23 protein-coding genes are annotated in these 26,986 nt (G+C 48.0%); 1 reads left to right on the top strand and 22 read right to left on the bottom strand.

All coding sequences use genetic code 11. The features are described from left to right. Positions 1 to 95: 95 nt before the first annotated feature. From JT719_RS03170 to JT719_RS03160, 3 genes are all read right to left on the bottom strand, one after another. Entirely contained in the window at positions 96 to 2,519 is a 2,424-nt protein-coding gene (locus JT719_RS03170; RefSeq protein WP_207430989.1) for a TonB-dependent receptor, read from the bottom strand. A gap of 319 nt (positions 2,520 to 2,838) precedes the next feature. Next, on the bottom strand, positions 2,839 to 3,186 hold the full coding sequence (locus JT719_RS03165) for an MmcQ/YjbR family DNA-binding protein (RefSeq protein ID WP_207430987.1): 348 nt from the start codon (positions 3,184 to 3,186) through the stop codon (positions 2,839 to 2,841). 84 nt (positions 3,187 to 3,270) lie between these two features. Continuing rightward, positions 3,271 to 4,083, bottom strand: a complete 813-nt coding sequence (locus tag JT719_RS03160) for an ion transporter (RefSeq protein WP_207430985.1) — start codon at positions 4,081 to 4,083, stop codon at positions 3,271 to 3,273. Between the two features lie 251 nt (positions 4,084 to 4,334). Between JT719_RS03160 and JT719_RS03155 the strand changes: the two genes are divergently transcribed. After that, positions 4,335 to 6,176 (top strand): glycoside hydrolase family 10-like protein, encoded by a 1,842-nt coding sequence (locus JT719_RS03155; protein WP_207430982.1) that lies wholly within the window; start codon positions 4,335 to 4,337, stop codon positions 6,174 to 6,176. Positions 6,177 to 6,397: 221 nt separating this feature from the next. On the opposite strand, the gene JT719_RS03150 is transcribed toward JT719_RS03155, so the two are convergent. The 19 genes from JT719_RS03150 to JT719_RS03060 form a co-directional block, all read right to left on the bottom strand. Then, positions 6,398 to 6,754: a DUF4180 domain-containing protein gene (locus tag JT719_RS03150; protein WP_207430979.1), complete on the bottom strand. Its 357-nt coding sequence runs from the start codon at positions 6,752 to 6,754 to the stop codon at positions 6,398 to 6,400. 522 nt (positions 6,755 to 7,276) lie between these two features. Beyond that, the gene (locus JT719_RS03145) at positions 7,277 to 7,999 is read right to left on the bottom strand and encodes an SMI1/KNR4 family protein (protein ID WP_207430978.1); all 723 of its coding nucleotides are present in this window, start codon (positions 7,997 to 7,999) and stop codon (positions 7,277 to 7,279) included. An 83-nt stretch (positions 8,000 to 8,082) separates the two neighbouring features. Continuing rightward, a complete protein-coding gene (locus tag JT719_RS03140; protein ID WP_207430977.1) occupies positions 8,083 to 8,580 on the bottom strand; it encodes an SRPBCC family protein in 498 nt (165 codons plus the stop codon). A gap of 90 nt (positions 8,581 to 8,670) precedes the next feature. Then, positions 8,671 to 9,948, bottom strand: coding sequence for an outer membrane beta-barrel protein (locus tag JT719_RS03135; RefSeq protein WP_207430976.1), 1,278 nt, complete (start codon positions 9,946 to 9,948; stop codon positions 8,671 to 8,673). Between the two features lie 72 nt (positions 9,949 to 10,020). Continuing rightward, positions 10,021 to 10,488, bottom strand: a complete 468-nt coding sequence (locus JT719_RS03130; RefSeq protein ID WP_207430975.1) for an SRPBCC family protein — start codon at positions 10,486 to 10,488, stop codon at positions 10,021 to 10,023. 78 nt (positions 10,489 to 10,566) lie between these two features. After that, entirely contained in the window at positions 10,567 to 10,944 is a 378-nt protein-coding gene (locus JT719_RS03125; protein ID WP_207430974.1) for a DUF2200 domain-containing protein, read from the bottom strand. A 333-nt stretch (positions 10,945 to 11,277) separates the two neighbouring features. After that, on the bottom strand, positions 11,278 to 13,074 hold the full coding sequence (locus JT719_RS03120) for an ANL family adenylate-forming protein (protein ID WP_207430973.1): 1,797 nt from the start codon (positions 13,072 to 13,074) through the stop codon (positions 11,278 to 11,280). A gap of 297 nt (positions 13,075 to 13,371) precedes the next feature. Beyond that, complete coding sequence (locus JT719_RS03115) at positions 13,372 to 13,728, bottom strand: nuclear transport factor 2 family protein (RefSeq protein WP_207430972.1); 357 nt, start codon at positions 13,726 to 13,728, stop codon at positions 13,372 to 13,374. Positions 13,729 to 13,863: 135 nt separating this feature from the next. After that, a complete protein-coding gene (locus JT719_RS03110) occupies positions 13,864 to 14,208 on the bottom strand; it encodes a hypothetical protein (RefSeq protein ID WP_207430971.1) in 345 nt (114 codons plus the stop codon). Between the two features lie 96 nt (positions 14,209 to 14,304). Continuing rightward, on the bottom strand, positions 14,305 to 14,724 hold the full coding sequence (locus JT719_RS03105; RefSeq protein WP_207430970.1) for a carboxypeptidase-like regulatory domain-containing protein: 420 nt from the start codon (positions 14,722 to 14,724) through the stop codon (positions 14,305 to 14,307). A 302-nt stretch (positions 14,725 to 15,026) separates the two neighbouring features. After that, a complete protein-coding gene (locus JT719_RS03100) occupies positions 15,027 to 16,040 on the bottom strand; it encodes a zinc-binding alcohol dehydrogenase family protein (RefSeq protein ID WP_207430963.1) in 1,014 nt (337 codons plus the stop codon). Positions 16,041 to 16,301: 261 nt separating this feature from the next. Then, positions 16,302 to 16,919, bottom strand: a complete 618-nt coding sequence (locus JT719_RS03095) for a succinate dehydrogenase/fumarate reductase transmembrane subunit (protein ID WP_207430962.1) — start codon at positions 16,917 to 16,919, stop codon at positions 16,302 to 16,304. Positions 16,920 to 16,934: 15 nt separating this feature from the next. Next, positions 16,935 to 17,441 (bottom strand): SRPBCC family protein, encoded by a 507-nt coding sequence (locus tag JT719_RS03090; RefSeq protein WP_207430961.1) that lies wholly within the window; start codon positions 17,439 to 17,441, stop codon positions 16,935 to 16,937. Positions 17,442 to 17,487: 46 nt separating this feature from the next. Continuing rightward, positions 17,488 to 18,432, bottom strand: a complete 945-nt coding sequence (locus JT719_RS03085) for a DUF4062 domain-containing protein (RefSeq protein WP_207430960.1) — start codon at positions 18,430 to 18,432, stop codon at positions 17,488 to 17,490. A gap of 101 nt (positions 18,433 to 18,533) precedes the next feature. Further along, on the bottom strand, positions 18,534 to 19,106 hold the full coding sequence (locus JT719_RS03080; RefSeq protein ID WP_207430959.1) for a hypothetical protein: 573 nt from the start codon (positions 19,104 to 19,106) through the stop codon (positions 18,534 to 18,536). Positions 19,107 to 19,112: 6 nt separating this feature from the next. After that, complete coding sequence (locus JT719_RS03075) at positions 19,113 to 19,481, bottom strand: hypothetical protein (protein WP_207430958.1); 369 nt, start codon at positions 19,479 to 19,481, stop codon at positions 19,113 to 19,115. Positions 19,482 to 19,736: 255 nt separating this feature from the next. Next, the gene (locus tag JT719_RS03070) at positions 19,737 to 22,679 is read right to left on the bottom strand and encodes an FAD-binding and (Fe-S)-binding domain-containing protein (protein WP_207430956.1); all 2,943 of its coding nucleotides are present in this window, start codon (positions 22,677 to 22,679) and stop codon (positions 19,737 to 19,739) included. Between the two features lie 253 nt (positions 22,680 to 22,932). Beyond that, positions 22,933 to 23,739: a hypothetical protein gene (locus tag JT719_RS03065; RefSeq protein ID WP_207430951.1), complete on the bottom strand. Its 807-nt coding sequence runs from the start codon at positions 23,737 to 23,739 to the stop codon at positions 22,933 to 22,935. A 177-nt stretch (positions 23,740 to 23,916) separates the two neighbouring features. Continuing rightward, complete coding sequence (locus JT719_RS03060; RefSeq protein WP_207430949.1) at positions 23,917 to 26,883, bottom strand: outer membrane beta-barrel protein; 2,967 nt, start codon at positions 26,881 to 26,883, stop codon at positions 23,917 to 23,919. Between the last annotated feature and the right edge of the window lie 103 nt (positions 26,884 to 26,986).

Here is a 26,986-nt window from a genome sequence, read left to right as displayed (position 1 = left end):
AAGCTACCGCTTACTCCTTCACCAAAGCGCGCTTTCCAAGGGGATACTGACAAAAAAACCGGGGCAACTCTAGTAGAAGTTGCCCCGGTTCCTGCTTAAAGTTTGTATGACACAGTAGCCATAAACTGACGAGGAGCTATCGGGTTGATGCTGTTATCGTCGTGGGCGTTGTAAGTTAGTTTGTCAAACAGGTTGGTCATTTTCAGGCGAAGCGACAACCGCTGCAAGGTGTAGCCTACGTGGGCATCGAACAGGAAGTAGTTTGGCAAGGCAATCAGTCTGTAGTTGTCATTGGGCACCGTTAGGCGGGTGTTGCGGCCTGCTAATCGGTCACCGGCATAGAAAGAGCTTACTCCCAGGTTGAGGCCTCTCAGCCGGTTGTTTTGAAACGCATAATACACGCTGGCGTTGGCGGTATGCGCCGGGTTGTAGCGCAGGCGGTCATTCTCTGAGTAGATGTTGCTTTTGGTATAGCGGGTGTCATTGTAGCTGTAGCCTCCAATAAACGACCACCCGTTAATGCTTTTGCTCATCAGATCAAGTTCTACCCCTTTGCTGGTGATTTCACCGGCCAGCTCTCTGATGTTGTTGTTGGTGTTGGAGGTACCATCTGCCAGGAAGAGGGCAGTCTGTGGTGAGTCACTGTTCCTGATCTGGTACACGGTTACGTTCGCAGATAACAGACCATTGAACAACTCGTTTTTCATGCCTACTTCATACTGGTCAATGATGGAAGGGTCCAGGGGCTGATTGTAGATATCGGTTCCGGTGTTGGGCGTGAAAGAGTTGGCGTAGCTGGCAAAGAAAGACATGTTTCTGGTTGGCTGAAACACCACCCCAACCCTTGGGCTGAAGGCGTAATCATAAGAGGAGGTCAGGTTCAGGTTGTCTACTCCCTTCACCACCAGGTTTCCTTCGCCTTCTACATCAATGGTACTGTATCTCAGACCGGCCAGAACTTTCCATTTTTCAGAAAGGGAGATCAGATCCTGCACATACACGCCCACCCGGCTGGTCAGGGTTTTGGTGTCATAGGTTCTTCTGCCAAACGAAGGAACGTTGTTTTTCTGCTCAAAGCGATTCAGATCATAGATGTTGATGGTATCATACGCCGCAATAGTGATGAACGCCGGGCTTTGGGTGTCATACTTATCGGCATCGGCGCCAATCAGAAGGGTGTGCTGCAGGAAGCCGGTTTTAAACTTACCGGTAATGTCAACCTGGCCCAGGAAATACTTCTCATCTGTGGCACTGCGCTGCAGTCCGCGGGCCAGATCGCCGTTGTAAGTGCCGTCGGCGGCTTTGATGAACCCGGTAGGGCGGGTTGTGCTGACCTGGTTGGCGTCATAATTCTGGTAAGAGGCAACCCCTCTGATCTCCCAGGCAGAAGAAAGACGGTGGGTGATGGTGACCATGGCGCTTTTCTGCTCCACGTTGTTTTCTGCGAAGGAAACACCCAGGAACCGATTACGCGGGATGTTGGCAATCTGGTAATTGATGGCGCCAATGCCGAAGTCCGGCGTGCGGGTGTCTTTCAGGTAATCGCCTTCCAGCAAGATGTCAGTGTTAGCGCCGGCTTTCACCAGGAGGGAAGGGTTGATGTAGATGCGCTCAGCAGAAACACCGTTCCGGAAGCTACCGGCGTTCAGGTAGGTGGTGTTCAAACGGTAGGCAACTTTCTCGCTGTTATTGATAGCGCCATACACATCCAGAGAAGGCTTGTAGTAGTCGTAGCTTCCCACGCGCATGCTTACCTCACCGCCGTTCTCAAACTTGGGCTTTTTGGTAACCAGGTTCAGAACCCCACCAGCGGCCACATTCCCAAACAGGATGGCATTGCTGCCCTTCATTACTTCCACCCGCTCCAGGCTAGACGTTTCCGGCATCACACTGTTGTTGTACCGGGCCCCGTTCTTAAAAGTATTATTGCTGTTGAAGGCAAACCCACGGCCTCCAATCTCTTCCTGGGTGCCACCGGTGGTTCCCATTACATACACCCCGTTCACGTTCTGAATCACCTCGCCCAAGGTCTGGGTTTGCTGTTTTTCCAGGATCTCCGCGCCAATGATGGTTACGCTCTGCGGAAGATCCAAGGGTTTAATTGGCACCTTGCCAATGCCCAGAGGCTTCTCATTGAGGGTTTGTCTGCCAGTTACCACTACCTCGCCAAACCGATGGCTGCTTTTGCCCAGCACCATGTCCTCAATGACCGTTCTTTCCGGGGCCACGGCTACGTTTTTTTCCTGGGTATTAAACCCAATGCAGGTGGCAATTAAGGTGTAGTTGCCCGCCGGAACGTTTCTGAAGGTATAGGCGCCTTCCTCTGACGTTATCACAGATTTGTTTAATTCCTTCAAAACCAGGCTGACGTAAGCCGCCGGTTCCCCGTCTGAGGAAGTGATCCGGCCTTTCAAGGAGCCGTTCTGGGCAAAGGCGGTAAGAGAACAAATAGCAAAAACAACCAGGAGGGAGAGTTTCCTGCCGAAGCTGCGTTGAAAGGAAGGGTATAGGTGAGGCATAAGGATTATGTTTTATTTAGACATTTTCTAAACTGCCACAAACTAAACACCTATTTAGACACATTCCAAATAACACCTGAATTTATTTTACCTTTTTTCTGCCGCGTTGGAACTATTCACCACTCATCTGAAACCCAGAACCAGGGAGGGAAGCCTCAAAGCAGTTGAGGGATACTTCAGAAATTATGACCCAAAGGTTGTTTTGGCGGTGATTTTCTGAAAGCTCAGCTAAAAGGCAGCCTTTTAGAAAAACCAAAGCCAACTGCATCTTACACGCAGTTGGCTTTGGTCAATTGTATAAGTACTCTTTGTTTCTACTCTATAGCAGACCAGCGGCTTTCAGCTCCTTTTTGGGCAGTTTACCTTTGATCAGCTCATATGACTGCCTGATCAGGTGCTCCACTTTGGCCTGCGGTAAAGCCGAGGGATTCTCAAATAAAACCCACTTGTAGCGTGCCAGGTACGGGGCGGGCATAATACAAGGGAGGGCGATGAGCTCTTCAAATTCGGCATCGGTTACTTTCAAAGAGAAGGTGAGGGGTGGTTCCAGGCTGGCCACGCAGAACATTTTACCACCCACTGAAAAGCAGAGGTCGTGCTCCCATTTAATATCTTCGGTCACCGCCGGAAAAGAAAGGCATAATGCCTGTAGCGCTTCTAAATGCATCTTTTGAAATTAATTCAGCGCCAAAGATAAGTGCGTTTTAAAGCAGTTTTGCAGAAAATAGCCTAAAACCACCTTTCTGGCAGCTCAAACCAGTTTGGTGCCGCAGTTGCTACAGTAATTATCAGATTTCCTGACGGTGTTTTCGCAATTGCTACAGGTGAGAGGGGTGGCATTCTCCTCGGGCGCTTTGATGCGGGATAATTCTACCGTCACAATTCCGGTGGGCACCGCAATAATGGCGTAGCCCATGAGCATCACCAGGGAAGAGATCATCTGGCCCAGCGGAGTACGGGGCGTGATGTCGCCGTAGCCCACGGTTGTAATGGTCACAATGGCCCAGTAGATGCTCTGCGGAATACTGGTAAAACCGTTTTCCTCGCCCTCCACCACGTAGATCACGGTGCCAATAATCAAAACCAGGCTGAAAACGGCCAGCACGAACACGGTGATCTTGTGCAAGCTGGCCTTCAGGGCGGTGGTGATGATTTGGGCGTTCTCCACGTAGGAGGTGAGCTTTAGAATGCGGAAGACGCGCAGCAGCCGCAGAATCCGGATGGTCATCAGGAACCGGAACCCCGGGATTAAGAACGCCACATACGTGGGGATCACCGACAGGAAATCAATGATGCCGTAGAAGCTGAACAGGTACCGCAGCGGCCTTGGATGACTGTACATCCGTAGCAGGTATTCCACGGTAAAAGAGATAGTGAAGAACCATTCCAATGCCTGAAAGTAGGGCTGAAAGTCACTTCTCAACGAGGGGACACTTTCCAGGCAAACCGTGAGCGTAGAGAGCAGAATCATCCAGAGCAGCACCACATCAAACCTTCTGCCGGCAACGGTATCGGTGCCATGGATGACAGTGTACAGTATTCTTCTGATGCGGGCATTCTGCATAGCGTTCTGTCTTTCTTTTCTGCAACAAGGCTCAAGTTAGCCAACTGGCTCTAAAACTTACATGCCTTGCAAGTCTTCTTTTGTTTTTGTCTTGAATAGGTGAAAACAGGCTAGAAACGAGCGGTGCTGAGGATTCTGGGCGGTAGGGCATGGGAAACTTAGCCCGGGTATCCTGCTTTTAACTGCCTTATCCTTACCTTTGTAGACTGTCCCCAGAACTAAACCAGCTCTTACGTTACTAAGCCCCGTTTATGCGCAAGCACCTCTTTCTCCTGATCGCCGTGTTTTATTTTTCCATCTTGTCTACGGGATTTGCCCAGGAATTGCCTAACCGGGAGATCAGGGGTGTCTGGATTGCCACCGTAGCCAACCTGGACTGGCCCATCAGGGGAGCCGCCCCCGAAAACCAGAAAGCCGCCCTGCGCGACATGCTGGACAAAATCAAAGCGGCCAACCTCAATGCGGTGTTTTTCCAGGTGAGAACCGAGTGCGATGCCTTTTACAAATCCAGCTACGAGCCGTGGTCCCGGTTCCTGACCGGCACCCAGGGGAAAGACCCCGGGTTTGATCCGCTGGCCTTCGCCATTGAGGAAGCCCACGCCCGCGGCCTGGAGCTGCACGCCTGGTTCAACCCTTTCCGGGTGAGCACCGTTCCCAATCCCGCCGTGTACTATGCCCAGCACGTTTCCAAAGCCCGGCCCCAGTGGCTGTTGACCTTCCCGAACGGAAAGAAAATCCTGAACCCCGGCTTGCCCGAGGTGCGCAGCTATATTACGGCTATCATCAAGGAAGTGACCCAGAACTATGACATTGACGGCGTGCACTTCGATGATTATTTCTACCCTTACCCGGAAGGTACGTTCCTGGGGATTGCGCAGGAAGACGCCCAAACCTACCGAGACTACGGCAGCGGGTTTGCCAACATCAAAGACTGGCGCCGCTACAACGTGAACGAGACCATGCGTATGGTCAATGAGCAGATCAAAGCCTTGAAACCCCAGGTACGGTTTGGCATCAGTCCCTTCGGTATCTGGAAAAACGGGGAGCCCGCCGGTGTGTCGGGCATGGATGCGTACAATTCCATCTACGCCGATGCCGTGTACTGGCTGGACAAGCACTACGTGGACTACCTCACGCCGCAGCTTTACTGGGCCATTGGCGGACGGCAGGACTACCGCAAACTCTTGTACTGGTGGTCAGACAAAGCCTACGCCGCCTCCCGCCACCTGTACCCGGGCCACATTGTGAACCAAACCGGCTTTACCATTGAAGAAGTGCCGCACCAAATGGAAATCACGCGCTCCAACCGCGAGCGGAATGCCCTGGGTAGCGTCATTTTCCGGGCGGCTAACCTCACGGCCAACACCAACTTTATTGCTACTTCTTTTAAGTCGGCTACGTTCCGGTTTCCGGCCGCACCTCCGGCCATGGACTGGATGGCCGGCACAACCCCGGCCGCTCCGTCTGATCTCACCGTGACCCTCAACGAGACATCCAATGTCTATGAAGTACGCTGGAACCGCAACCCTGCCAATACCCATGCCTTCAAACGCTACCTGCTCTACACTACCAACCAGATGCCGGCTTCCGGGCCGCTCATCCCAGACGGGGCGGTAAGGGCTTTCACCGCCTCGGAAACCGTGACCATCCCGGTAACAGAGGTGCCTACGCCCACTTCCTTCTGGGCAGTGACCGAGGTGAGCCCGGGCAACGTGGAGAGCGAGTTGAGCAATGTAGTGGTAGTGGGAGGGGCCGTGCCAATCCTGGCCCAGGAAGAGCAGCCAATCTTAACCGTAAACCAGATGCTGGGGCAGCAACCCAACGGGGCGCCGGGAACGGTGAGTTCTACAGCCATGCCGGTTTCTTCTACCTCCAACAACGTGTACGTGGCTATTAGCTTACCCAAGAAATCGGCGGTAAAGGCGGAGTTGTACACCATGGACCGGAAAAAGAAAGCCAAAGTGCTGAAGGAGAAATACAAAGCCGGCAACCACACCTTAACCATCCCGCGCGGGAACCTGGCGCCGGGCACCTACATGCTGGTGCTGGAGTACGGTGGCCAACGGACCGTGCAGAAGGTGGTGTTCAATTAAAAGTCACTCCGTTTGCCGGAGTTGGTTTAGTCTAAAACAGCACTGCGGCGATAGCCAAGGCATCATCATTCTCTCAAAGTAAGCTTCTTTCATAGGAAGTGCTCCCTGTTCACGGACTACCAGTGAACAGGGAGCACTTCTGTTTTAGGGCTGTTATACCAGAGGCAGGCAGTAAATAGCGAGTGTACTAGCCTGGCAGTGGTTGGTTTCGCTAAACCTGGTCAGGCTAGTTTTTCCCGCGCTTCTTCCAGGCTGCTCACAAAGCTGATTCGGCCTTGCTTGTTACTCTCAAAAATGAAATCACGCAGGCTTTTGCTGGTGTACTGGGAGAAGTCTCCTACAATGGCCAGCTGCATCTGGTAATTAGAGAACTTCTGCAGGATCTCGCCCGCCAGTCTGGTTTTAAGGTCAAAGAAGTCGGGGTGGAGGTTTTCCTGGCGCACCACCACCTTCTGCGCGCCCAGGTAGCCACTGTTGCCAATCAGGTCCAAGGCATCCTGCGTGGAAGAAATCTCTATTTTATCTGATTCTAAAAGAGCATAAGAAGTGCCCTGGGTTTCTGTGATGGTAATGTTCATGATCGTATATCTAATTGGAAAAAAGCTGCCGGTACTCCAGAGAACTTTCCTTTTCTGAAAGCTTGTAGGTACTTCTTAAGCAGACAGGCAACTAGCCAAAAACCCTGTAATCCCAAACAGATTTTGAAGAGTTTAAAAAAGTATCACCGAGATCCATTCAGAAGAGCTTAGTGGTTTTGGCTTCTTGCATAATCCCTCCTGAAAGACCATGAGGAGTTTGTGCCTTTCTTTTGGCTATCCCTTTGTTCTTCCTGTAGATTCCTGTCATAACCAAAAGGTTGCTGCAATGAAATCAGAATTCCAGGGGAAATTGGAAAGCACTTCTTGAAAGCGATGTAAAGCACCTATCGCTCTTAATTGAGAACCAATTGAGTGACCACAGGACCCAGTGAAACGGAGCGTCTGAGTAGGTGCTGCAGGGTTGTTGGCCGGGTGTGGAGTTCAATATAAGCAAGTCAGGGTTACGGGAGTTTTGCGGCTTCTTTTAGAAAACAAGACCAAAAAGGGTACCGACAGGAGACACTACTTGCTTCCAAAAAGCCGTGAGAGGAAGCCTTTCTTTGCTTTCCTTTCCAAAACCCAGATAGGTTTGTCCTCGAACCGAACAATTACGGGATTGGCCCCAGACTTACCCCAGGCAAAACCGGTACCTACCGGCTGCTTCGTTAAATCCGCAATCATGAACTGCGCAGGCAGGGTCTGTAAAAAGCTTTGCGGTAAGCCTAAGTCACCCTTGTGTTGCTCCGTGAATTCTGGTACGGCTTCCCAGATGGTGAACACCTTTTCCTCATGGATTTTGTCCATCTTTGACGCACTGCCTAATCTGCCAAACTCATCTACGTCTTTGATAAAGTGGGCCAGGCTATCGGAGTGCTTCACCACTACCGCCGGGTCATGGCACACATAGTATACCGGTCCCCAGTTCCCTTTGGCATCTAGGTCTAAGACCCAGAAGTTACCGTAGCCATCCCCCGCTAATTGAATGGAACGGGGAAACAGTTCTTCAAAGCCAAACTCATCAAAGGCATCGAACCTGATTTTTTCTAAGCCAGAAAAGAGAAACCCGGTAGAAAACCTGAGCAGCTCCTCTATCTCAGGAGGAAGAAACTGATTGGGAAGTCTGCGCTTAAAAGCTGCCAGTTCCGTCTCCCTCATGCCGGGCAGTAACTCCACCGTATATTCTTCTTCGTCTTCGTTTACATACTGATTGGAAAGGATGGCTTTTAGAGCTGCGGTCGGGTTCATGGGTTAAACGATGGAAGGTGAGAGTAGGGGCTGGGGTAGGTGTTTTGAGGTTATTTCCTTTAAATCAGGCCGAAACCAGAAGTTTACAGCACGACCTGCTTTTGAATGGCGAGCATCTCCTGCCACTTGCCGTTTTCGGCCACTTCTTTGATGACCCGGTTCCGCTCAGAAAGCAGGTGCGTCATGTACTGCTTTAGAAAAAGGTAATCTGCCAGCTTGCCCAGCAAACCCAAAGGCGAGGTATAGTGGAACACATCGGTCATGCACGTAGCCTCTCCAGATAAGGCCTCAAACCTGTGCTCATGCCTAAAGCTTTTGAAAGCGCCGGTGAGCATTTCGTCTGCAAAGAAATGAGGCCGCTCATAAGCCGTAATCTGGCTGCTCAGCCGTTGCCGGATGCCCAGGTGGTTTGCTTCCCACGTGACGGAATCTCCTATCTCCATCATGCCTGCTACCACACCTTTGATTGCTTTCTCCTTTGTATGGGCGGTAGAAACCTGATGCAAATCAACACTCCTAGCCAGGTCAAAACAGACTTCAATTGGTGCCTGAATAATGGAAGTGAGCGTGAGGATAGGCATGTATGAATAGAGGCTGCTTTTTCCTAAAATTCTACTTAGTCTAAAGAAGGTTTTGAAGTTCAGCTCTTTATTAACTGATAGCAGGAAATATTAAAATAAGAATCCAACCTGAAATTGAACATCAGATCTACCGCTGTCTAACGGGCCTTCTCCGGTTTTATAAGTCACCCCAAGCGATAGGGGCTTTTTCCCGGTTTTGATGTCAATCCCTGCCCCGCCAATGAAATAAAACATGATGGGTTTATCTTCATAGTTGGTGTTTAGAGACTGTCTGTGAACCGTGGCCTGACTTGCCGGGCCATCCTGGGGAACTGCCGTATATTCATAATTTCCTTTCTGACTTAAATAGATGTCAAACCCCGGCCCAAATTTGAGGTAGGGCAAAACCGAGGCGTTACTTCGGTAGAAGGAATACTTGAACAGCAAGGGCAGTTTAAGGGTGGTGAACTGGATGTTTGTTTTGTAGCTGTAAACCAGGGGGTAAATGGCTACTTCTTTTTGTGATTTGTATTCAGAAAGGTTGAGGGCAGGGGCGAGCTGGAGGAAGTATTTATTTTCGCCTATAAAATTCAGGCTTAAATCAACCAGAGCACCCACTTCATAGGTGAAGCTTGATTTAAAATCCAGGTATTTCCTGACGTCATAATCGCTGATATACATGTTGTAGGGCGGAGAATCCAGAGTGGAGAGACCTCCCGCTACAAATACCCCAACTTTAGTTTTGATTCCTCTGGAGGTCTGTTTCTCAAACTGTACATACTCCTGAGAAGGGAAACTAAGCTTCTGGTATTCCTTCGCGAGGGAAACCAGGTCTTTGGTGGTGCAGGAAGTTCGCTCGATTTTAGGGAATAGGGAGGGCTGATCCCACATCAGATACTTCAACTGACCCCTGAACTTCTCGGGAGCGGCTCGTTCCTGCTCATAGCCGGTATTCTGTAGGGTACCCGCATATTTTTCATGATGGTCCAGTTCCACTATTTGCGTGCCCTTAGCCACGTAATAATGATTCTTGCCCTCTTCTTTGTAGTAATAGACACTTACCAGCCCCTGCGAGGCCGCCTCAATAAACGCCTGATTGGCTACTTTATAAGGAAACGTATGGCTTGACAGATAATACTTGCCCTCCTGAAACCGGTAGGCCTTGATTTGCTCAGGGGTGTAGGTTACTTTGTCCTGATCCTGCTCTTTTTTGAAGATGCAGTTTTTGGCATTGGCTATATCGCTCCGGTAATTGAGGAAGCCTTTTACCGTATCACCCTGTAGCGTGATAATGTAACCAGGCCTGAAATCTGTCTGGGCTTTTGCTTCTGAGAAAAGGAACGTAAAGGATAAAAGGGAAAGGGCAAGCTTGTACTTAAAAGAATTCATGTAAAGGTATAATGATAGGCTATGAGTATGAATTGGGTTATAAAATGGCAAGATAGGAAATAGGAACTGGTATTAGATAGCAGCCATCCTGGTTAATTGTACCTCTAATTTGTCAAAGTTCTCTTCGTTCTTGTCTACCGCAAATTTTTTGATTTTCAGACACTCTTTCTCGGTGTCAAAAAGCATCTTAAAAGTGACGCGGGTAGTGCTGGCGGTGACTGTTTCAAATAAGACCAGTACCTGGAATAGCGGTTGAGAGTGTCGTTTCCAGTGAATAAGAGATGGAGCGTCTATCTTGAGGAACTCACATTCATTCTGGTAGTTTCCTTTCTCGGGGCCGTGCATGGTGAAACGCCATTTTCCGCCGGGCCTGAAATCAAACTCATGAAACGTATTGGTAAACCCCGCCGGACCCCACCAGTTCTGTAAATTCTTTGGGTCTGACCAGGCCGAGAAAACCTGCTCTTTAGAGCCCTTGAACACGCGGGTGCTGACAATCTCGCACTCAGTGAGGGAGGAGGGAATAGGTTCTGCTGACATACCAAGGATAAGGGGTTAGGATAAAGCGTTTTCTGCCTTGTTTACCAGAAGGTAAAATAGAGAAAAGCTGCAGATATTTCACCCTCCAGCTTTGCCCTGGCGCAGAATCTTCTCCAGCTTTTTACCCTTGGCCAGTTCGTCTACCAGTTTGTCCAGGTACCGGACCTGCTGGGTCAAAGGATTTTCAATCTCCTCTACCTTATAGCCGCAGATGGTGCCGGTAATCAGGTGGGCGTTGGGGTTAAGGTTGGCCTCCCGGAAGAAGGTCTCAAACGTAGCTTTCTCGTTCACCAGTTCCTGCAGCTTCTGGTCATCATACCCCGTGAGCCAGGCAATAACCTGGTGAAGTTCCTCTTTGGTGAGGCCTTTGCGCTCCACTTTGGTGACATAGTGCGGGTAGACCGAGGCAAAGGTCATGCTGGCCATTCGGGCATCGTGCTCGGGTGTTGGTTTCATGCTAGTTCAATCTATCCAGTTTTCCTTTTCTTTTCGCCAGGTTTTGGTAGTTACTTTGAATTGAAGTTATCAAGGCTGTTGCTTGGATGCAAGTAAAGGAGTTTTAGTATTTCAATCACTTTCAGTCTAGAAATTGATTACAAAAAAGCTTTATACTTTTTATCATATTAAATCACTAAAGAACTGAATCTCCAAATTCTTTTAAAGGCCGACTTTCGAGTTGCTTTAAATCTGATATAAATTCTAAATGATTTGGTGTTAATGGCAACTGATAGTGCTGGTATTTTCCTGGCTGTAAACAGGTTGCTTTCACCGTATTATATTTTCTTAAAATCAATTCGTCATCTGCTCACTTCTATTCCGGAAAACTCTTTTTAATGTTTTTCCAGTCACACCAATAGGAAATTCAGACCACTCCATGATTTCACAGCGACATAACTTTTCTTTCTCTTCTAGCATCTGATTGAATTCATGTAGAAGTAGATTATTGTCAATACTATTTTTCACTTTAAGAGCAGCAGCTACCGCAGGCAAATAGGTGCCATCTGGCTGCAGGTGAGCATATACACAAATATCATAGACAGCAGGATGCTTGTGTAATTTTTCTTCAATAGGCAGGCTGTACACCTCTCCGTTGCTGGTATGAATGACATCTACTAACCGGTCCAATTGGATAAGGTGTCCATCTTTGTTTAAGCGGACTACATCTCCGGTAAAAAACCAATTGTCATGGATAGCTTCATACGTTAATGCATGGTTGTTCCAATAACCCGCAAAAACAGTTTTTCCTTTTACCTCTAGTTTACCAACTTCTCCTCTTTTTACTTTCTCTCCGTTTTCCTTTACAATTCTTATTTTGGGGCCAAAAGGAGTGGAGCCAATCCGTCCTATTCTGCGGTCAAATGTATTGGTGTACCTGGTGATATACCGGATGACAGAGGGTGTGCCTACTTCACTGGATCCCTGTGCATCCAAATAAATAGAACCCTTCAAGGGAATACCAAATGCTTTGAATGCATTCCCAATAGAGACAAACTTGCGCTGAATCACTTCATGGCTAGCATCAGCGGTAGAGCCCCAAATTCGCATGGCGCTTAAATCATACTTTTCTGTTGGAACTTCTTTTAGTTGGGTGTAGGTAACAGGAAATCCAAAATACCCTGTAAACTTCCCTGCCGCCAAGGTTCTCATTACTTCCTCCGCATTGAAGTCCTGATGGTCATAGCTGCTGCTCCAATGGACAGGGAATCCTAGCAGAAGCAGGCTGTTAAACGAAAGAATGACCGCCTGATGATTATTAGGTACGGCGCCAAACCCTTTATCCCAGGTACGGGACAGGTGCACATAACAAAGCCATCCGCGGACGGCATGAGCTTGAGGACCATTTTTTAGAATAACCGCTTTGGGGAAACCCGTGGTCCCGGATGAATGGACCAGATACAAGGGATCATCCTTTCCCCTGGGAACGGCCGGACTTTCTTTGTGAACAGACAAAATCGCCTCCTCTAACCAGTAGAGTTGAATATCTGGATACCTACGCGCCATTTGCTCCTCTAACGCAGTAGACTCGGTCTCTGAATTTAAGGCTCTTTTTTCTGCAATAATTAGCTTTCTGCAGCATCCAAAATTCATACTGCCTTGTAGGAACCTGAAGATTGCCGCGCTATCTGTAATGAGGATAGTAGCCGATAAATTAGCCAAATAAGGCTCAAAATCATTTATGGTCAGCTTTCCATTTACCGGACATGCAATACCCCCGGCCCGGATGATGGACATCGTAAAAAGATGAATATCAAAGTGGTTCTGCTTAAAGATGGCAACGCGCTCGCCATACTGGAGATTGAATTGGTGCTGTAGGAGGGAGGCAAGCATCCCTGCAGTGGATTGAATACGTTTTGCGCTCCAGGCCAAGGGATCATTATAACGAGGTTTGAGGGCTTCAATCTCCCAGTGGCAGGGTTTATCTATTGTGAAGAGAGGACTTTCTCCATATTTTTTTGCTGCTCGATCAGGAATCAACTCCAGAGAAATAGGGCCAAGCGCAAGCGGAAGACGTTGATGAAGGCCTATCCGGATGGCTACAAAAACCAAGTATCCTATGATAATAGCTAGAAGAAGGTATATGGTCATTTCCTTTCAAGGAAGAAGTTGCAAGGGTTACTTATGGTAACGTAAGCCACACAGCACAGGGTAAGGACTGAACATGATGTGCTATGAAAGAGCATCAAAGTCCAACCGTTCAACTAACCTGGTATTTTCTCCCTACTGCCACACTTGTAGCAATGCACTGTTGACGGTAGTTTCTTGCTGATTTAAACCATATCAGAAAGTATGGAATAACAACTGCTGATCGATGCAATATATAGACTCTTCAACTGGCAATTACTTGTAGGTCTAGCTTTCAGCTATTTGTCAGAACTTGTATTCTCATGTTGACTTGGTTTCAATGACAAAGGCTTTCAATTCAGCCATCTTACCATCTTTAAATCGCCAAACGTCGCAGTAAGAATAGCCAACCATTTGGCCTTGCTCGTTTTCCATTTTGATTGTGCCGACAGCAGTAAGAAAATCACCTTCAGCAATTAAGTTTTCAACTATAAACCTTGGAGGTTCCTTATAAGCCGTTGCCATGTAGTTTCGAACGGCGTCCTTGCCCTCCAAAGTCTTATCGCCTATAAATACCCACTTGGTGTCTTCCGTGCAATAAGAAAGAAAACCTTCATTGTCACCCTTGATAATCGCTGCATTTGCCTTTTGTAAAATTGCTTTATTGATCTCGCTCATTTGAATACTTCTTATTGGTCTTTGATCATCCGTGGAGAATTATTATTACAAAATTATCCCCAACGAACTGGTGTAAATTCCGGCGACGGCCATCGGCCTAGCAGGCGTTTACACGTGGTTAGGAGCAGGCTTTTCTTAATTTAGTTGTACTGTTACAGTTCTTCCTTCCGTATCAATATCCATCCAGTCTTTGGTTTCTTCTCTTGGAATAGAGTCAATCAAGCTTCCTCCATTTAAGAATTTCACTATTGCTTCTTCTCCGAGCAAAATTGTCATTGAAAATTCTTCTTGTCCGTCTTTTCCAATCCATGCTTTTGTTCGTATTCTTCTGGAGTCAATCGGATTGTCGTTTGTCTCTATTCCTGGAGAAATTCCGTCACACCAAAGACTTCTAATTTCTTTTTGGTCACTTTCTCTGAAAATTCGGGTTAGTCGGTATTCTAATGCACTACAGAAGTCTTCATCAAGTGATTCTAACAAGGCTTTATTCTTTTAGTGTTTTGATTCAAGCTCGCACCTAACGTACTTGCCTAAACGCCGGCGAGGCCGTCGGCCGAAGCTGCCGTTTATACAGTGTTAGCTACAGGATTTTTCTTCTTTTAAAATTCCTCTCCTTATGGCTTCTTTATAGAGCGGTTTTGTGTCCTTTTTTCTTCTCTTCTCGAACTTCATTGCTTCTTCAACTGTCTGGAACTCTATTTTCACGTCGTCAAGAAGTATCATGTTCAGGTGACATTTGTCTTCAATGTTGAAGGTGTCAGTTTCAAATCCGATATACCAGGCAACTAATCTAGAGGTGGTCGCTGGGACTTCAATCCTGAAGTATCCGTCATTGTCAGCCCGTGTGGTGATTGTCGAGTCAATTGTCTGTATCACCGTCTTGGAAAGCGGTTCGAAATGTTCGTCGATAATTCTTCCAGTCAGGACTTTTGTTTGTCCGAAGGCGCTAGATGCAACCAGTGCAATTAAAAAAGAGAATAGAAGTCTCACGAACATTTTATATTTAATCTTGTAGCTAACTATTGTACATATGGAGCTGTTCCGGTTATTGGCTCCTTGAACAGAGTTAAATTTCCGTTTATCCGGTCAAAAGTGGCTTGATAAGCGGAACTGCACTTCCGAATACAATACATGACTCAGACTTAATTTTCTGTTTAAGGGCTAGTATTTTAAATTAGCCCTTAAACGAACTACACCAACGCCTAAAAAAACACTTCAATTGAATGCTTCGGATGCCTACCAGTAGAGTCGTTGAATTGGTTGCGCCAGCCTGAAGGATTACTATGCGGTTTTGTCTTTTAGAATTTCACTACCACTTTTCCAATGGCTTTGCCGCTTTCTAATAAACAATGCGCTTCTTTGATGTTTTCAGCAGTCAAGCCGTGCATGGTGGTGTTAAGGGTTGGTTGTAAGGTGCCCTCATCCAGCAGTTGAGCAATTTTGTTTAGGATGTGATGCTGCTCTACCATGTCTTCTGTCTGGTACAAAGAACGGGTAAACATAAGCTCCCAATAAAAGCTCACACTCTTTCTTTTTAGCTGATTCAATTTTACAGGTTCTGTCGGGTCGCTGATGGAACCTACCTTTCCCAGCGGTTTGATGAGTTCTACAATGGCCTCCCAGTATTGATTCAGGTCTACAAAGTCTACAACAAAGTCTACCTGTTCAAAGCCGAGGTTTTTTACCTCACTCACCAGGTTTGTGTGGTTGACTACATGATCTGCGCCCATTTTTTTGCACCAGTCAATGGTAACGTCTCTTGATGCGGTGGCAATAACGGTTAAGCCCAGCAGCTTTTTAGCCAGTTGGATGGCAACGGAACCAACACCTCCTGCACCGCCAATAATAAGTAGGGTTTTGCCTGCATCTTTCTCTTTGCTCAATTGGAAATGGTCAAAGAACAGTTCATAGGCAGTTAGGGACGTAAGCGGCATGGCGGCAGCTTGTTCCATGCTGATGTTTTTCGGGGCGAAGCCTACAATGCGTTCATCTACTAACTGGTACTCCTGGTTAGAGCCTTCTCTTGTGAGGTCTCCTGCATAAAATACCCTGTCACCTTTCTGGAAGAGGGTCACCTCCTCGCCGGTAGCCTCTACTTTACCTATCGCATCCCAACCAATGACCTTAGGCGTATCCTGTTGCTTGTCTTTGAGGCTGTTTCTTCTAATTTTATAATCTACAGGGTTGACCGATATGGCGTCCACCTTTACCAGAATGTCTTTTCCTTGCGCAGTTGGTATTTCTTTTTCATACTCAAGAAAGCTATCTGCTTCCTCAATGGGTAATGACGTTTTAAATCCAATTGCTTTCATAGTGTGTGTTACTTTGGTTTTAGATAGTAGTTCTAGAAACTGTTACCGATAAATTCCGGTGGGGTTGTCAGGAATTCTTCTTTCCCCCTATATCTTTAGGTTCTAACCTTCGGGAAGGAGACGGCTAAAGTGAGATGTATTGCCGGTGTGCGGATGAACCGTGTTGCAAAAAGCTTGCTGCCTTTTACGGATAATTACCAATTTTTTTGAAAAGGAGAGTAGACCCTACGCATAGTAGCAATACAGTGTTGTGCGTCCGTTTTATTTTCCAATAAGAACATTGTATTCGGTTGGGACTTCCACTCCTCTAAAACGGTTGGTCAAGCCATAGAACAGAAAGGCTGTCAAGATAATACCGAAGCCCAATATCGCTTTTGCTTGCTTTTGTGGTGTCCAGCCAAAAACCGCCTGTTTCATTTTCTTGCTGTGAATTGCTGCCATATGCCCGAAAAAGGAGATGGTGGCAAGCCCGTAATAGGGAATAAAGAACAGGTAGAATGGAAAAGTATTCAATCCTGCCACGCCATAATAGAAGTTGGTGTCCAGGTGTAAAACAGTACGTCCCACTAATACAGAGCCTACATGAATGACAAAGAAAACCGCCAGGTAAAGTCCTGTCCAACGATGCAATTTATCAATGTTGCTGGAAGCTGCCTTCCGGTTTTTATCGAAGAGCTTAATGCCCGACACTATTTGTAAAAGCACGGCCAACAGTAGTATTGTCTCCACAAGAAAGTTGCGGTATACAAGGCGCAGGCTTTTCATAACCTCTATATGCTGGTCAGCTCCTGCAATACTGTAGAGGTGGTTGAATAAATGAAGCCCGGTAAAAATAGCTAATATGAGGCCAGATAGATAGTGAAGTCTTGTAGTAGTCAATTTTGATGGTGGGGTTTATAGCATAAAATGTTGCACAACTGTTAGGCTAAACGGCACCTCCTGCCACTTGCCGCTTTCAGCCACTTCTTTGATCACCCGGTTTCGCTCCAAAAGCAGGTACGTCATGTACTGCTTTAGAAACAGGTAATCTGCTAGCTTGCCCAGCACACCCAAAGGCGAGGTATAGTGGAACACATCTGTCATGCGCGTAGCCCCTCCGGCTAAAACCTCAAACCTGTGCACATGCCTGAAGCTTTTGAAAGCGCCAGTGAGCATTTCATCTGCAAAGGAATACGGTCGCTCAAATGCTGTAATGTGGCTGCTCAATCTTTGCCGAAAGCTCAGGTGTTTTGCTTCCCATGTGACAGAATCTCCTAACTCCATCAAGCCCGCTACTACTCCTTTGATGGCCTTCTCTTCTGTTTGTGCGGTAGAAACCTGATGCAGATCAACGCTTCTGGACAAATCAAAACAAACAGCGGGAGGTGCCAGGATGGTAGTGTTAAGGGTACTAAAAGGCATAGGTGTGAAGGGACACGCACTTAATATTTAGCTGCTTAGTTTAACGCTATTTCTGTTCTTGCTCTAAATATTCTTCGAGTGTCATACCATTTCCTTTAATAATTTTAATAAAATTCTTTCTTAAATTGGCGTAATATCTGCTTGTAGAATCATATGCTGATTTACTGAGTTTGCATTCTGGTCCACTATATACTACATGCCCCTCACTATCAGCAATCATAATTTTATTACCTGTGACTTCATCGATAGTAGTATTTTTAAGAATTACATATGGGGTGATTTTAAGACCCCAATTTGCTGTTAAAATGGAAACAGCTTGATTACCAATCATTGCATCATAAAGCTTGATATCTATTAATGTTTTTTTATCAGCAGTATTTGTTGCAATATTTTTTGTGAAATATTCTATTTTCTGAGTAGCAACAGAAATTTCGCTTAATAAATCACTAACTCTTCTTGTTTCTGATTCTGTTGTCAAATAATAGTGCATCATGCCCGCCCATTGTTTCTTTAAATAGCTTTCAATATCTGCAAAATCACGAAAGGGTACTAAAGCGTTATTTACAGCATTTTTTCTAACCTCATCAATGAAATCAAAAATCTTAATGTTATCAACAGAAGGATATTTGATAGTAGTATTATCTCTATTCTTATGATGAACAAAATGATCGCCATATACGCCACTTTCGACTAATGCAAAAATTGGGATTCTATTCTTTACCGCATTATTATATTCTGCGTTAGTTATAGATGTTTCAGAATCTTTAAACTTGCCACCATATCTTCCTCCTATTATTAAAACTAACATTTGTGTTGTCTCAATTTCTGATAAACAAGAGTCATGTGTATGCATCTTAGGATTATAAAATACATCTCCGTCTTCGCTTAAAATGGGCTCATACCCTATTGTTCTTATAAAAAATTTTAAATTTTCTCTTATGTATTTTAGGTCATAACAAGTTGAACTTACAAAAACTCTTGGTGCTGCCATAATTATGTATATGAAAGATGATTTATGTTAATGGGACAGGTTTTTGTGAATTGCACACTTTATCCTCCTTTATAAATAATGTAAAGCTGAAAAATTTAGCTTTATTCTTGGTAATCACTGCTTGTATTTGAATGTTTAATAATTGTCTTAGTCAGAGATAAAATCCTGTCTTTTTCCAATGAGTAGTCTACTTCAACATCAATTGAATCATAAGTATAATATAGAATATAGCTTTTGTCTTTAAATTTAAAGCTTTTGCAATTTTTTGGTTGTAAATTGTATTCAATAACTGACGACGTCTTTTCAATTTCTTTCAGAATATCATCAATTTTTTTTTCTTCTTCTTTTTTTATCAAGAATATTAATGTTATTCCAAATAACATAACGAAACCACCAATATTAGAAAGTCTAACAGCTAGTTTTCTAGGCTGTTTTTTTTGTATTGCAGGAATTGCTCTCCCAAAGCCCGATAGTGAAAATAAGAGTGAAATGATTAAGGCAATGGAGCTTCCTATATTTCTGGCATTCAATGGAAAATCTTGAGATACTAAATAAGAAATTAATGCAGCCAAGACTGCTGATGATAATGAAATAATCACTTTGTTAAATTCAATGACTGCTTTGTAAGCTTCAGTTATGTCTTCTGAGCCTTGTTGTTGAACTGGAGTAGGCATATTCTTTTACATATCATCTTCAGGAATAAAACAAAAGGTTGTAAGTACTTCTGATAAAGCCCTCCATAATTCCCAACTACTAATGGTGATCGATGATGAATTTTTAAAAATTCTATACCGGAAATCACGGGATATAATTATTTCATTTAAAGCATTAGGAATTAATGAAATGGCAAACTCTTGGGCAGAGTTATAATTGTAGTTATCTATTTTTCGCCAATACTTGGATGGATCTAATTGTATGTTAGTGATTAATTCAAATATAAAATCAACAGCTCTTGGTGTTATGTTAACATGGATGCCTCGCCTATTCTGAAGGTTTACCCATTGTTCAATAGCAGAATTGACTTTTGTTTTTATTTGATATTCTTCCATGAAAAATTATGTTTGTTTATAGAATTAATAAAGTAAATGTTAATGACTTGATGCAGGCTTTGCATTGCAGCTAACTGTAGTAAACAAAGCTAAAATATGTTTATTAGTCTTTTACAAGAAGCCATATATTCGTTTTTCCATCTAGAGTGAATAGGATAAACCGAAATGGATAATCAAATATAATATATAATATATAATATATAATATTCATTTCTGTTTTGGGCTGTTTTCACAAAAACAGCCCCTAAACAGAATCTACCTCAACGCCTCATACAACACCTCAATAGGGTGCTGGGCGTCTCTTCCAGTGCCATCGTGGATTTGGTGGCGGCAGCTGGTGCCAGGGGCGGCGATGATGACCTCGGCGGGTTGTTGGCGGACGGTAGGGAAGAGCACCAGTTCACCTACTTTCATGGAGACCTCGTAATGCTCGGCTTCATACCCGAAGGAGCCGGCCATGCCGCAGCAACCCGAGGGAATGACTTCCACCTTGTAGTTGGCCGGTAAGCTCAGCATCTGTTGGGTGTACAGCACGCTGGAAAGCGCCTTCTGGTGGCAGTGGCCGTGCAGTTTGATCAGGCGGGCCTCGGTTTTGAAGAGGTTCCGGTCAATGTTCTTGTTCAGGATCTCGCGGGCAATAAACTCATCAAACTGCAGGCAGTGGATGGACATGTGTTTGGCGTCTTCCAGCTGGTCTTCGTCTACCAGGTCCAGGTACTCATCACGGAAGGAGAGGATACAGCTGGGCTCGATGCCAATGAGCGGCGTCTCAGAGGAGACCAGCTTGTGCAGTAGGGCTACGTTTTTCTGAGCCAGTTTCTTGGCCTCGCGCACCAATCCCTTAGACAGGTAGGTACGGCCGCTTTCTTCGTGCTCCGGCAGCACCACCTCGTAGCCCAGTTTCTCCAGCAGCAGCACCGCTTTAATGCCAATGGGCGTATCGTTGTAATTGGTGAACTCATCGCAGAACAGGTACACCTTCTTTTTTGGCGCGGCGCATTCCTTCACTTTTTCGGCCTGGTGCTTCTTGAACCAGCTGCGTAGCGTGGTTTTGTGCAGGAGCGGGAGGGAGCGTTTGGGCGCGAAGCCCACCGCCTTTTTGAAGGCGTTTGCGGTAAAAGAGTTCTTAAACAGCAGGTTGTAGGCTCCAGGCAACAGTGCCGCCAGCTTGTTCGCGTTGTTGAAGTTGCTGATCAGGCGCGTACGGAACGGAATGCCATTGGCGTCATAGTAGTGCTGCAGGAACTCGGCTTTGAGCTTGGCCACGTCTACGTTAGACGGGCACTCAGACTTACAGCCTTTGCAGGAGAGGCACAAATCCATGGCCTCTTTGATTTCCTCGTGGTCAAAGCGGTTTTCTTTGGTAGAGCGGGTCAGGAACTCACGCACGGTGTTGGCCCGGCCCCGGGTGGTGTCGCGCTCATTGCGGGTCACCATGTAGCTGGGGCACATGGTACCGCCGGTGAGGTGCGTCTTGCGGCAGTCGCCGGAGCCGTTGCAAAGCTCGGCCGCCCGCAGCACGCCGCCCGCGTCTTTGAACTTGAACACGGTGTCAAACTCGGGTGTTTCCTGGCCCGGCTCGTAGCGCAGGAAGGTGTTCATGGAGGGCGTGTTCACAATCTTGCCCGGGTTGAAGATGTTGCCCGGGTCCCACACGCGCTTCACTTCCTCCAGCAGTTTGTAGTTCTCCTCGCCAATCATGAACGGAATAAACTCGCCACGCAAACGCCCGTCGCCGTGCTCACCGCTTAGAGAGCCGCGGTATTTCTTCACCAGCGTGGCAATCTCCGTGGCGATGGAGCGGAACAGCTGGTTGCCTTCCTCGGTCTTCAGGTTGATGATGGGGCGGAGGTGCAGTTCCCCGGTACCGGCGTGGGCGTAGTGCACGCAGTACAGGTCATACTGCTCCAGAATAAGGTTGAACTCCCGGATGAACTCGGGCAGGTCGTTCACGTCTACGGCCGTGTCTTCAATCACCGCCACCGGCTTGGCATCGCCGGGGATGTTGGACAGTAGCCCGAGGCCGGCTTTGCGCAGGTTCCAGACTTTCTTCGTATCGGCGCCGGTTACCAGCGGGTAGTGGTAGCCCAGGTTGTTTTGCTGTAGGTCCTGCACGAGCGCCTGTGCCCGGGCTTCAATGTTGGCCAGGGAATGATCAGAGAGTTCCACCACCAGGATGGCCCCGGGATCGCCCTGCACGAAGAAGCGGTTCTGGCTCTGCTCAATGTTGGTTTTGGTGCACTCCAGCACGTAATGGTCCATCAGCTCGCTGGCGCTGGGGTTATGCAGCAAGGCCACCAGGTTCGCCCTCAAAGATTCATCTACGCTCTGGCAGTGCACGCACAGCAAGCCAATCTCCTTAGGCGGAAGTTTGTTTACGTGCAGCTTGATCTCGGTCAGGAAGGCCAGCGTACCCTCAGAACCGGCAATGAGCTTGCAGAAGTTGAAGTGCTCGTCGGTCTCGGTGAACGGTTCGGTTTCCAGAAGCAGGTCAATGGCGTAGCCGGTGTTGCGGCGCTGGATGCTGGGCTTGGGAAACTCGGCCCTAATGTTCTCCTGCGTCTGGGGGTGGCTCAGCATGGCTTTAGTGGCCTGGTAGATGCGCGTCTCCAGATCTCCCGAGGTATTCTCGCCCCGGCATTTCGCCTCAAATTCCTCCCGCGTCAATGCCCCGAATTCCGCCTCGGTGCCGTCGCTCAGAATGGCTTTCACGCTGATGAGGTGCTCGCGGGCGCTGCCGTACACAATGGAGTTGGAGCCGCAGGAGTTGTTGCCCACCATACCGCCAATCATGGCGCGGTTAGCCGTAGACGTCTCTGGTCCGTAGAACAGTCCGTGCTGCTTCAAAAACATGTTCAGCTCATCCCGGATCACTCCGGGCTGCACGCGCACCCAGTTCTCCTGGGGGTTTACCTCCAGAATCTGGGTAAACGTGCGCGAAACGTCCACCACAATGCCACTGCCCACCACCTGACCGGCCAGCGAAGTACCGGCCGTGCGCGGGATCAAAGACGTGCCTTCCAGGCGGGCAAAGGTGATAAGGGTTTTGATGTCCTGCACCGAGGCGGGAAACGCTACGGCCAGGGGTTTCTCGCGGTACGCCGAGGCATCGGTGGCATACAGCGTCCGCATAGTATTGTCAAAGTGAAGTTCCCCCTCCAGCTTTTGGGCGAGGTACTGTAATTTCTCTGGGCTCATGTAAGTAGGGCGGCTCAGCCTGAAGCAGATGACCAAGACAGCCGCATAAGTAACGCTTAATAAAGCAGAATGCTGTTCCGCAAGGCACTTTTACTTCGCTTCCAGAAAAGAAGGAGAGTCTAGTTGCAGAACTTTGCGGCCACCATTCCTTAAAACCCGAATGTAAGGGCTACCGGGGGAAAGTCAAAAACGATTTTGGGTCGTTTTACTAGTTCTGAGTACTAACTGAAGCTGAGGTTATGCAATCTCCAGATTATTTCACCAACCCCTGTAATTGCTTCACCAGATTTGGGTTGATCAGGTCTACGGCCTTTCTATCCGTCAGAGAGTACCTTTTCAACACCATAGGTTCCCTTTCCAAGATGCCGTCCTGGTTCTGGTCTACGCCAAAGCTCAGCACAATCTGGTCTGATTGGTGCAGCACCGTGTAGGTTTCCAGCCCCATGTTAGGAAAACTGATTTCCTGCAGGCGCTTTGCGGCAACGTCATACACATAAAAAGACTGTAAATCCTCTTCGTTCAGTTTAGCATCCTGGTTGGTGTCTTTGCGGCAGCCTTTGATGAGCAGGTACTGTTGTCCCTTTATCTGAAAATTTCTGAAGCTCCCCAGGTTCACGGTTTGGTTGAACACGGCGTGGGTGGTTCCCCGCGGTTGATCATAAAGCACAATGTTGCTGTATGCTCCCTCGTAGTGATAGCCCTCGCGGTAACCTCTGCTGGAACTGGTGACCGCCTCCACCATGGTTTCCATGGTTCTCTGATCTACATTCTGCGGAGTGTTTCTCAGTGAAACCGGAATGAGGTAGAGGTGGGTGGCCGTGTCAATGAGGTCAGGGGAGTGAAAGGAAATCTCCTGCTTCCGCTGCTGTTGTTTGGTACCCCCTGTTTTTTTGCCCGGAAGACTGATGGAAGGCGCTTCTTCATAATCGCTTCCCTGGTTATCAAAAAGCTCTATTACCAGCAGAAAAGCCCCAACCAGGAACAGGCCAAGAACTCCCGCCGCTATCAAAGTGCCAATAAAAGCCAGTAGCTTCTGGTTGTACGCTCTCAATCTCTCCATGGCGGTTGATTTTTCGTGTTGGGGTTTTAGGTGTAAAATTTTCTAATGTTACTTAAAACTCATGAATCTCTATATAGTTGTAGGGAGATCAGGAAATGAGTATTCCCTGAAAACAGTTTCGGGCCTCTTTCCTGGAAAAGAGGCCCGAAACGCAAGGGTAATGTATTAGGCTAAAGATTAGTTACGGCCACCGCCTGGGTATCCGCCACCCGGGAAACCGCCCGGACGGGCAGGAGGGATGTTACCGCCCCGACCAGCGCCAAACATGCGCAGGTTGTAATTGAAGCTCAGCATGAAGTAGCGTTGCAACACGGTGGTCTGGATGTCTTCAATGTAGGCGTTGGTCACGTTCCGCTGAATGCTGGTGTTCTCGCCCAACAAGTCAAAGCCTGACAAACGGATCTCGGCCTGGCGGTCTTTCATGAACTTGTACCCAATGCTGCCATTCCACAGCATATAGGTTGGATCAATGCCTGCAGATAAACCGCCATTGTATTGGTGATTGAGTTCAGACGTAATGGTCAGGCCTTTCCAGATAATCCAGTTCACCCGCACCAGGCTGCTCTGGTTGTAGTAGTTGTTGTTCTGACGGGTCAGGAACTGGTATTCTACGTTGTTGTAGCTGGCGTTGGTAGACACCAGAAAGTCCAGGTTCTCGCTGATGTTGCTGCTGATCACAACCCCGCCGCCCAGGTTGGTGGATTTGGTATTGTTTTTCACGAACTGGTAACCGGTGCTGAAGTCAGCGTACAAAGACGGGGTATTGGTGTAGGTGGCGTTGGCGTTCAGGTTCAGGTTAGACTTGATGAACGGAATGGGCAACCCATAGTTGAAGAACGAACGAAGCGAGTACTGCCCGTCTAAGTTCACCGGTCTAGACAATTGCTGCCCGGCGGCCAGGCGCACCCCGGTAGGGGTTACAATCGGTTCATCTTCTACGTCAGGTCCGTTGGTGTCTGGCGTGGTGTTCCGGATGGTGCTGGTCCCAATGAAGTCCTGGGCAAAGGAACCACCCAGCACGGCAAAGAAAGAAGAAGACCTTCCCGGGTTAGCGGCAGAATACCTGATGTTAAGGTTATTGTTAAAGCTCTGGCCTAAGTTGGGGTTGCCCTGGCTCAGCAAGGTTGGGTTAGAAAAGTCCACCGCGCTTTGCAATTGCTCCACCGATGGCGTCTGCGAACGGCCCATGTAGAACACCCTAATGTTGCGGTCCTGGTTGAAGTTGTAACGCAACATGGCAAACGGCAATACATTGTGGTAGTTGCGGGTGGTATCAATAGGCGAAGGGTACAGCTGATCAGTAGAGAATTGTAGCCACTGGTAACGGGCGCTCAGCATCAGCTGGAAGTCTTTAGTGTTATACCGCCAGCCTCCGCCAAACTCCTGGGTTTTGGTAGAAGACTCCACCGTGCTGGATTGGTTGGTCACCAGGCTGTCATATAACTCGGTTACCGGGCGGAACTGGTACGTACGTCTGTCACCGTCTGAATTGCTGTAGTTGGTGCCGTAGGTTAGTTGCAACTGGGTGTTTTTGGTAAGCGGCTCGGTATAGTTGAGGTTTGCGCCCATCGAATAGCCTCTGTTGTCCAGGTTAGAGGAAAGGAACACCAAGGAATCATCGCCCTCGTTCACCAGGTCACGCAGGTAGGAAATATCAGAACGGCTGTCGCCTTTGTTCTGGTTGTACCCGTTGTTGATGTCAATGCTGAACGTGCGGCCCCGCTTAGCAAACGCGTGGCGGTACAGAATGCTGTTGTTGAAGTTCAGCCCAGACAGTTCTGAGTTGAAGATGTTGTCAAAGTTGTTGATCAGCATCCGGTCGGTTTGGGTAGCCGGACCAACAGATAAGCGCGAATTAGTCAAGCTGGAGCCATCGTTCTGCTGAATGCTCAACCGCGGACGGATGATGATGGAGTTGGCGCTGTCAATGGTATAGGTGAGGCGCAGGTTCAGACGGTGGTTCTGGTTTTTAGCGTCTGAGTTCCCGTTCTCGCGCACGTCATAGGCATCCTCGGTATCAATCCCGAATTGCCGGAACGCACTGTAGTTATAGTCATTGTTGGAGTGGTTGAAGAAGTAGCTGCCTTGTACGTCTACTTTTTTGCCCCACTTATCCAGGTAATTCAACCCGATGGCGTTGGTAGTAGCAATACCGTTGCTGGTGTTCACCAGGAAATCGCCGGTGTTGTTGCCACCGCCCCAGCCACCACCGCCGGGTCCGCCGCCGCCGCGAGGACCACCTCCGCCACCACCGCGGTTTCCGCCGCCACCCCGGTTAGAGGCACTGGCTACGCCCACCAGGTCTTCAGAGGAGAAGTTCTGCTCGTTCACGTTGTTGCTCAGGCCCACAATGGAGATGCGACGGTCACCCTCAAACTGGTTCATGTTGCCGCTTAACCGGTAGCGGTTATCGGTGCCCACGCCCGCGCTGAACCGCCCGAACTGGCCGGTTCTGAACTCGGGCTTAGTCACGATGTTGATCGTTTTCTGCTCGTTTCCGTCAGAAAAGCCTGTAAACTGGGCCTGGTCGCTCTGGCGGTCGTACACCTGGATTTTAGAGATCACCTCGGCCGGAAGGTTTCTTAAAACAGCATTAGGGTCTTCGCCGAAGAACTCCTTGCCATCTACCAAAACCCGCTGCACGCGCTCGCCCTGGGCCTGCACCTGTCCGTTCTGGATGGTAATGCCCGGCATCTTCTGGATCAGGTTCTCGGCGTTGGCGTCGCGGTTTACTTTGTAGGCGGCCGCGTTCATTTCTGAGGTGTCTTGTTTCTGGATCACGGTAGCGGCGCGGCCCACCACTTCCACTTCCCGCAGTTGGGTAGCGCCCTGGCCCAGGGTCAGGGTGCCCAGGTTGATGGGTTCGCCGGTGGCGGTAATGGGGCGGTATAAATCGGAGAAGCCCAGGTAGGAGATCTTCAAGACAAAGCGCCCGTTCCGTACCCCGGCTATCTCAAATCTACCTTCCACATCGGTGGCGGCGCCTTTGTACACCGAGGAGTCCTGCGCATTCAGGAGCGCCACGGTAGCCGCGATCAGCGGAGAACCGCCGCCTACGGCCTGCCCCCTGATGGAGGTAGCCTGGCTATATCCCAGAAAAGAAAGCGTGAAGAAATAGAAAAAGAGTAAAGATGTTTTTTTCATTTGCACGTGTGGTTTCAGCTTAGACTGCGCTGACCCAGCTTGGTTTAACGGCGCAAACAAAAAATCTGTTTACAGGCCAATTTCACAAAATCAGCCTGTAAAC

The organism is Sabulibacter ruber (assembly GCF_017355955.1).
Classification (GTDB): Bacteria; Bacteroidota; Bacteroidia; order Cytophagales; family Hymenobacteraceae; genus Nibribacter; species Nibribacter ruber_A.
Note: the sequence above shows the minus strand (reverse complement) of the source record. Positions and strands in the feature narration are given on the sequence as shown.

What these genes read in the sequence shown, in the direction of transcription:
- JT719_RS03170 (WP_207430989.1), bottom strand. Translation starts at nt 2,519, where the DNA reads ATGCCTCACCTATACCCTTCCTTTCAACGCAGCTTCGGCAGGAAACTC.
- JT719_RS03160 (WP_207430985.1), bottom strand. Translation starts at nt 4,083, where the DNA reads ATGCAGAATGCCCGCATCAGAAGAATACTGTACACTGTCATCCATGGC.
- JT719_RS03060 (WP_207430949.1), bottom strand. Translation starts at nt 26,883, where the DNA reads ATGAAAAAAACATCTTTACTCTTTTTCTATTTCTTCACGCTTTCTTTT.
- JT719_RS03155 (WP_207430982.1), top strand. Translation starts at nt 4,335, where the DNA reads ATGCGCAAGCACCTCTTTCTCCTGATCGCCGTGTTTTATTTTTCCATC.
- JT719_RS03085 (WP_207430960.1), bottom strand. Translation starts at nt 18,432, where the DNA reads ATGGCAGCACCAAGAGTTTTTGTAAGTTCAACTTGTTATGACCTAAAA.
- JT719_RS03125 (WP_207430974.1), bottom strand. Translation starts at nt 10,944, where the DNA reads ATGAAACCAACACCCGAGCACGATGCCCGAATGGCCAGCATGACCTTT.
- JT719_RS03120 (WP_207430973.1), bottom strand. Translation starts at nt 13,074, where the DNA reads ATGACCATATACCTTCTTCTAGCTATTATCATAGGATACTTGGTTTTT.
- JT719_RS03130 (WP_207430975.1), bottom strand. Translation starts at nt 10,488, where the DNA reads ATGTCAGCAGAACCTATTCCCTCCTCCCTCACTGAGTGCGAGATTGTC.
- JT719_RS03080 (WP_207430959.1), bottom strand. Translation starts at nt 19,106, where the DNA reads ATGCCTACTCCAGTTCAACAACAAGGCTCAGAAGACATAACTGAAGCT.
- JT719_RS03090 (WP_207430961.1), bottom strand. Translation starts at nt 17,441, where the DNA reads ATGCCTTTTAGTACCCTTAACACTACCATCCTGGCACCTCCCGCTGTT.
- JT719_RS03115 (WP_207430972.1), bottom strand. Translation starts at nt 13,728, where the DNA reads ATGAGCGAGATCAATAAAGCAATTTTACAAAAGGCAAATGCAGCGATT.
- JT719_RS03150 (WP_207430979.1), bottom strand. Translation starts at nt 6,754, where the DNA reads ATGAACATTACCATCACAGAAACCCAGGGCACTTCTTATGCTCTTTTA.
- JT719_RS03145 (WP_207430978.1), bottom strand. Translation starts at nt 7,999, where the DNA reads ATGAACCCGACCGCAGCTCTAAAAGCCATCCTTTCCAATCAGTATGTA.
- JT719_RS03135 (WP_207430976.1), bottom strand. Translation starts at nt 9,948, where the DNA reads ATGAATTCTTTTAAGTACAAGCTTGCCCTTTCCCTTTTATCCTTTACG.
- JT719_RS03075 (WP_207430958.1), bottom strand. Translation starts at nt 19,481, where the DNA reads ATGGAAGAATATCAAATAAAAACAAAAGTCAATTCTGCTATTGAACAA.
- JT719_RS03105 (WP_207430970.1), bottom strand. Translation starts at nt 14,724, where the DNA reads ATGTTCGTGAGACTTCTATTCTCTTTTTTAATTGCACTGGTTGCATCT.
- JT719_RS03065 (WP_207430951.1), bottom strand. Translation starts at nt 23,739, where the DNA reads ATGGAGAGATTGAGAGCGTACAACCAGAAGCTACTGGCTTTTATTGGC.
- JT719_RS03100 (WP_207430963.1), bottom strand. Translation starts at nt 16,040, where the DNA reads ATGAAAGCAATTGGATTTAAAACGTCATTACCCATTGAGGAAGCAGAT.
- JT719_RS03070 (WP_207430956.1), bottom strand. Translation starts at nt 22,679, where the DNA reads ATGAGCCCAGAGAAATTACAGTACCTCGCCCAAAAGCTGGAGGGGGAA.
- JT719_RS03165 (WP_207430987.1), bottom strand. Translation starts at nt 3,186, where the DNA reads ATGCATTTAGAAGCGCTACAGGCATTATGCCTTTCTTTTCCGGCGGTG.
- JT719_RS03140 (WP_207430977.1), bottom strand. Translation starts at nt 8,580, where the DNA reads ATGCCTATCCTCACGCTCACTTCCATTATTCAGGCACCAATTGAAGTC.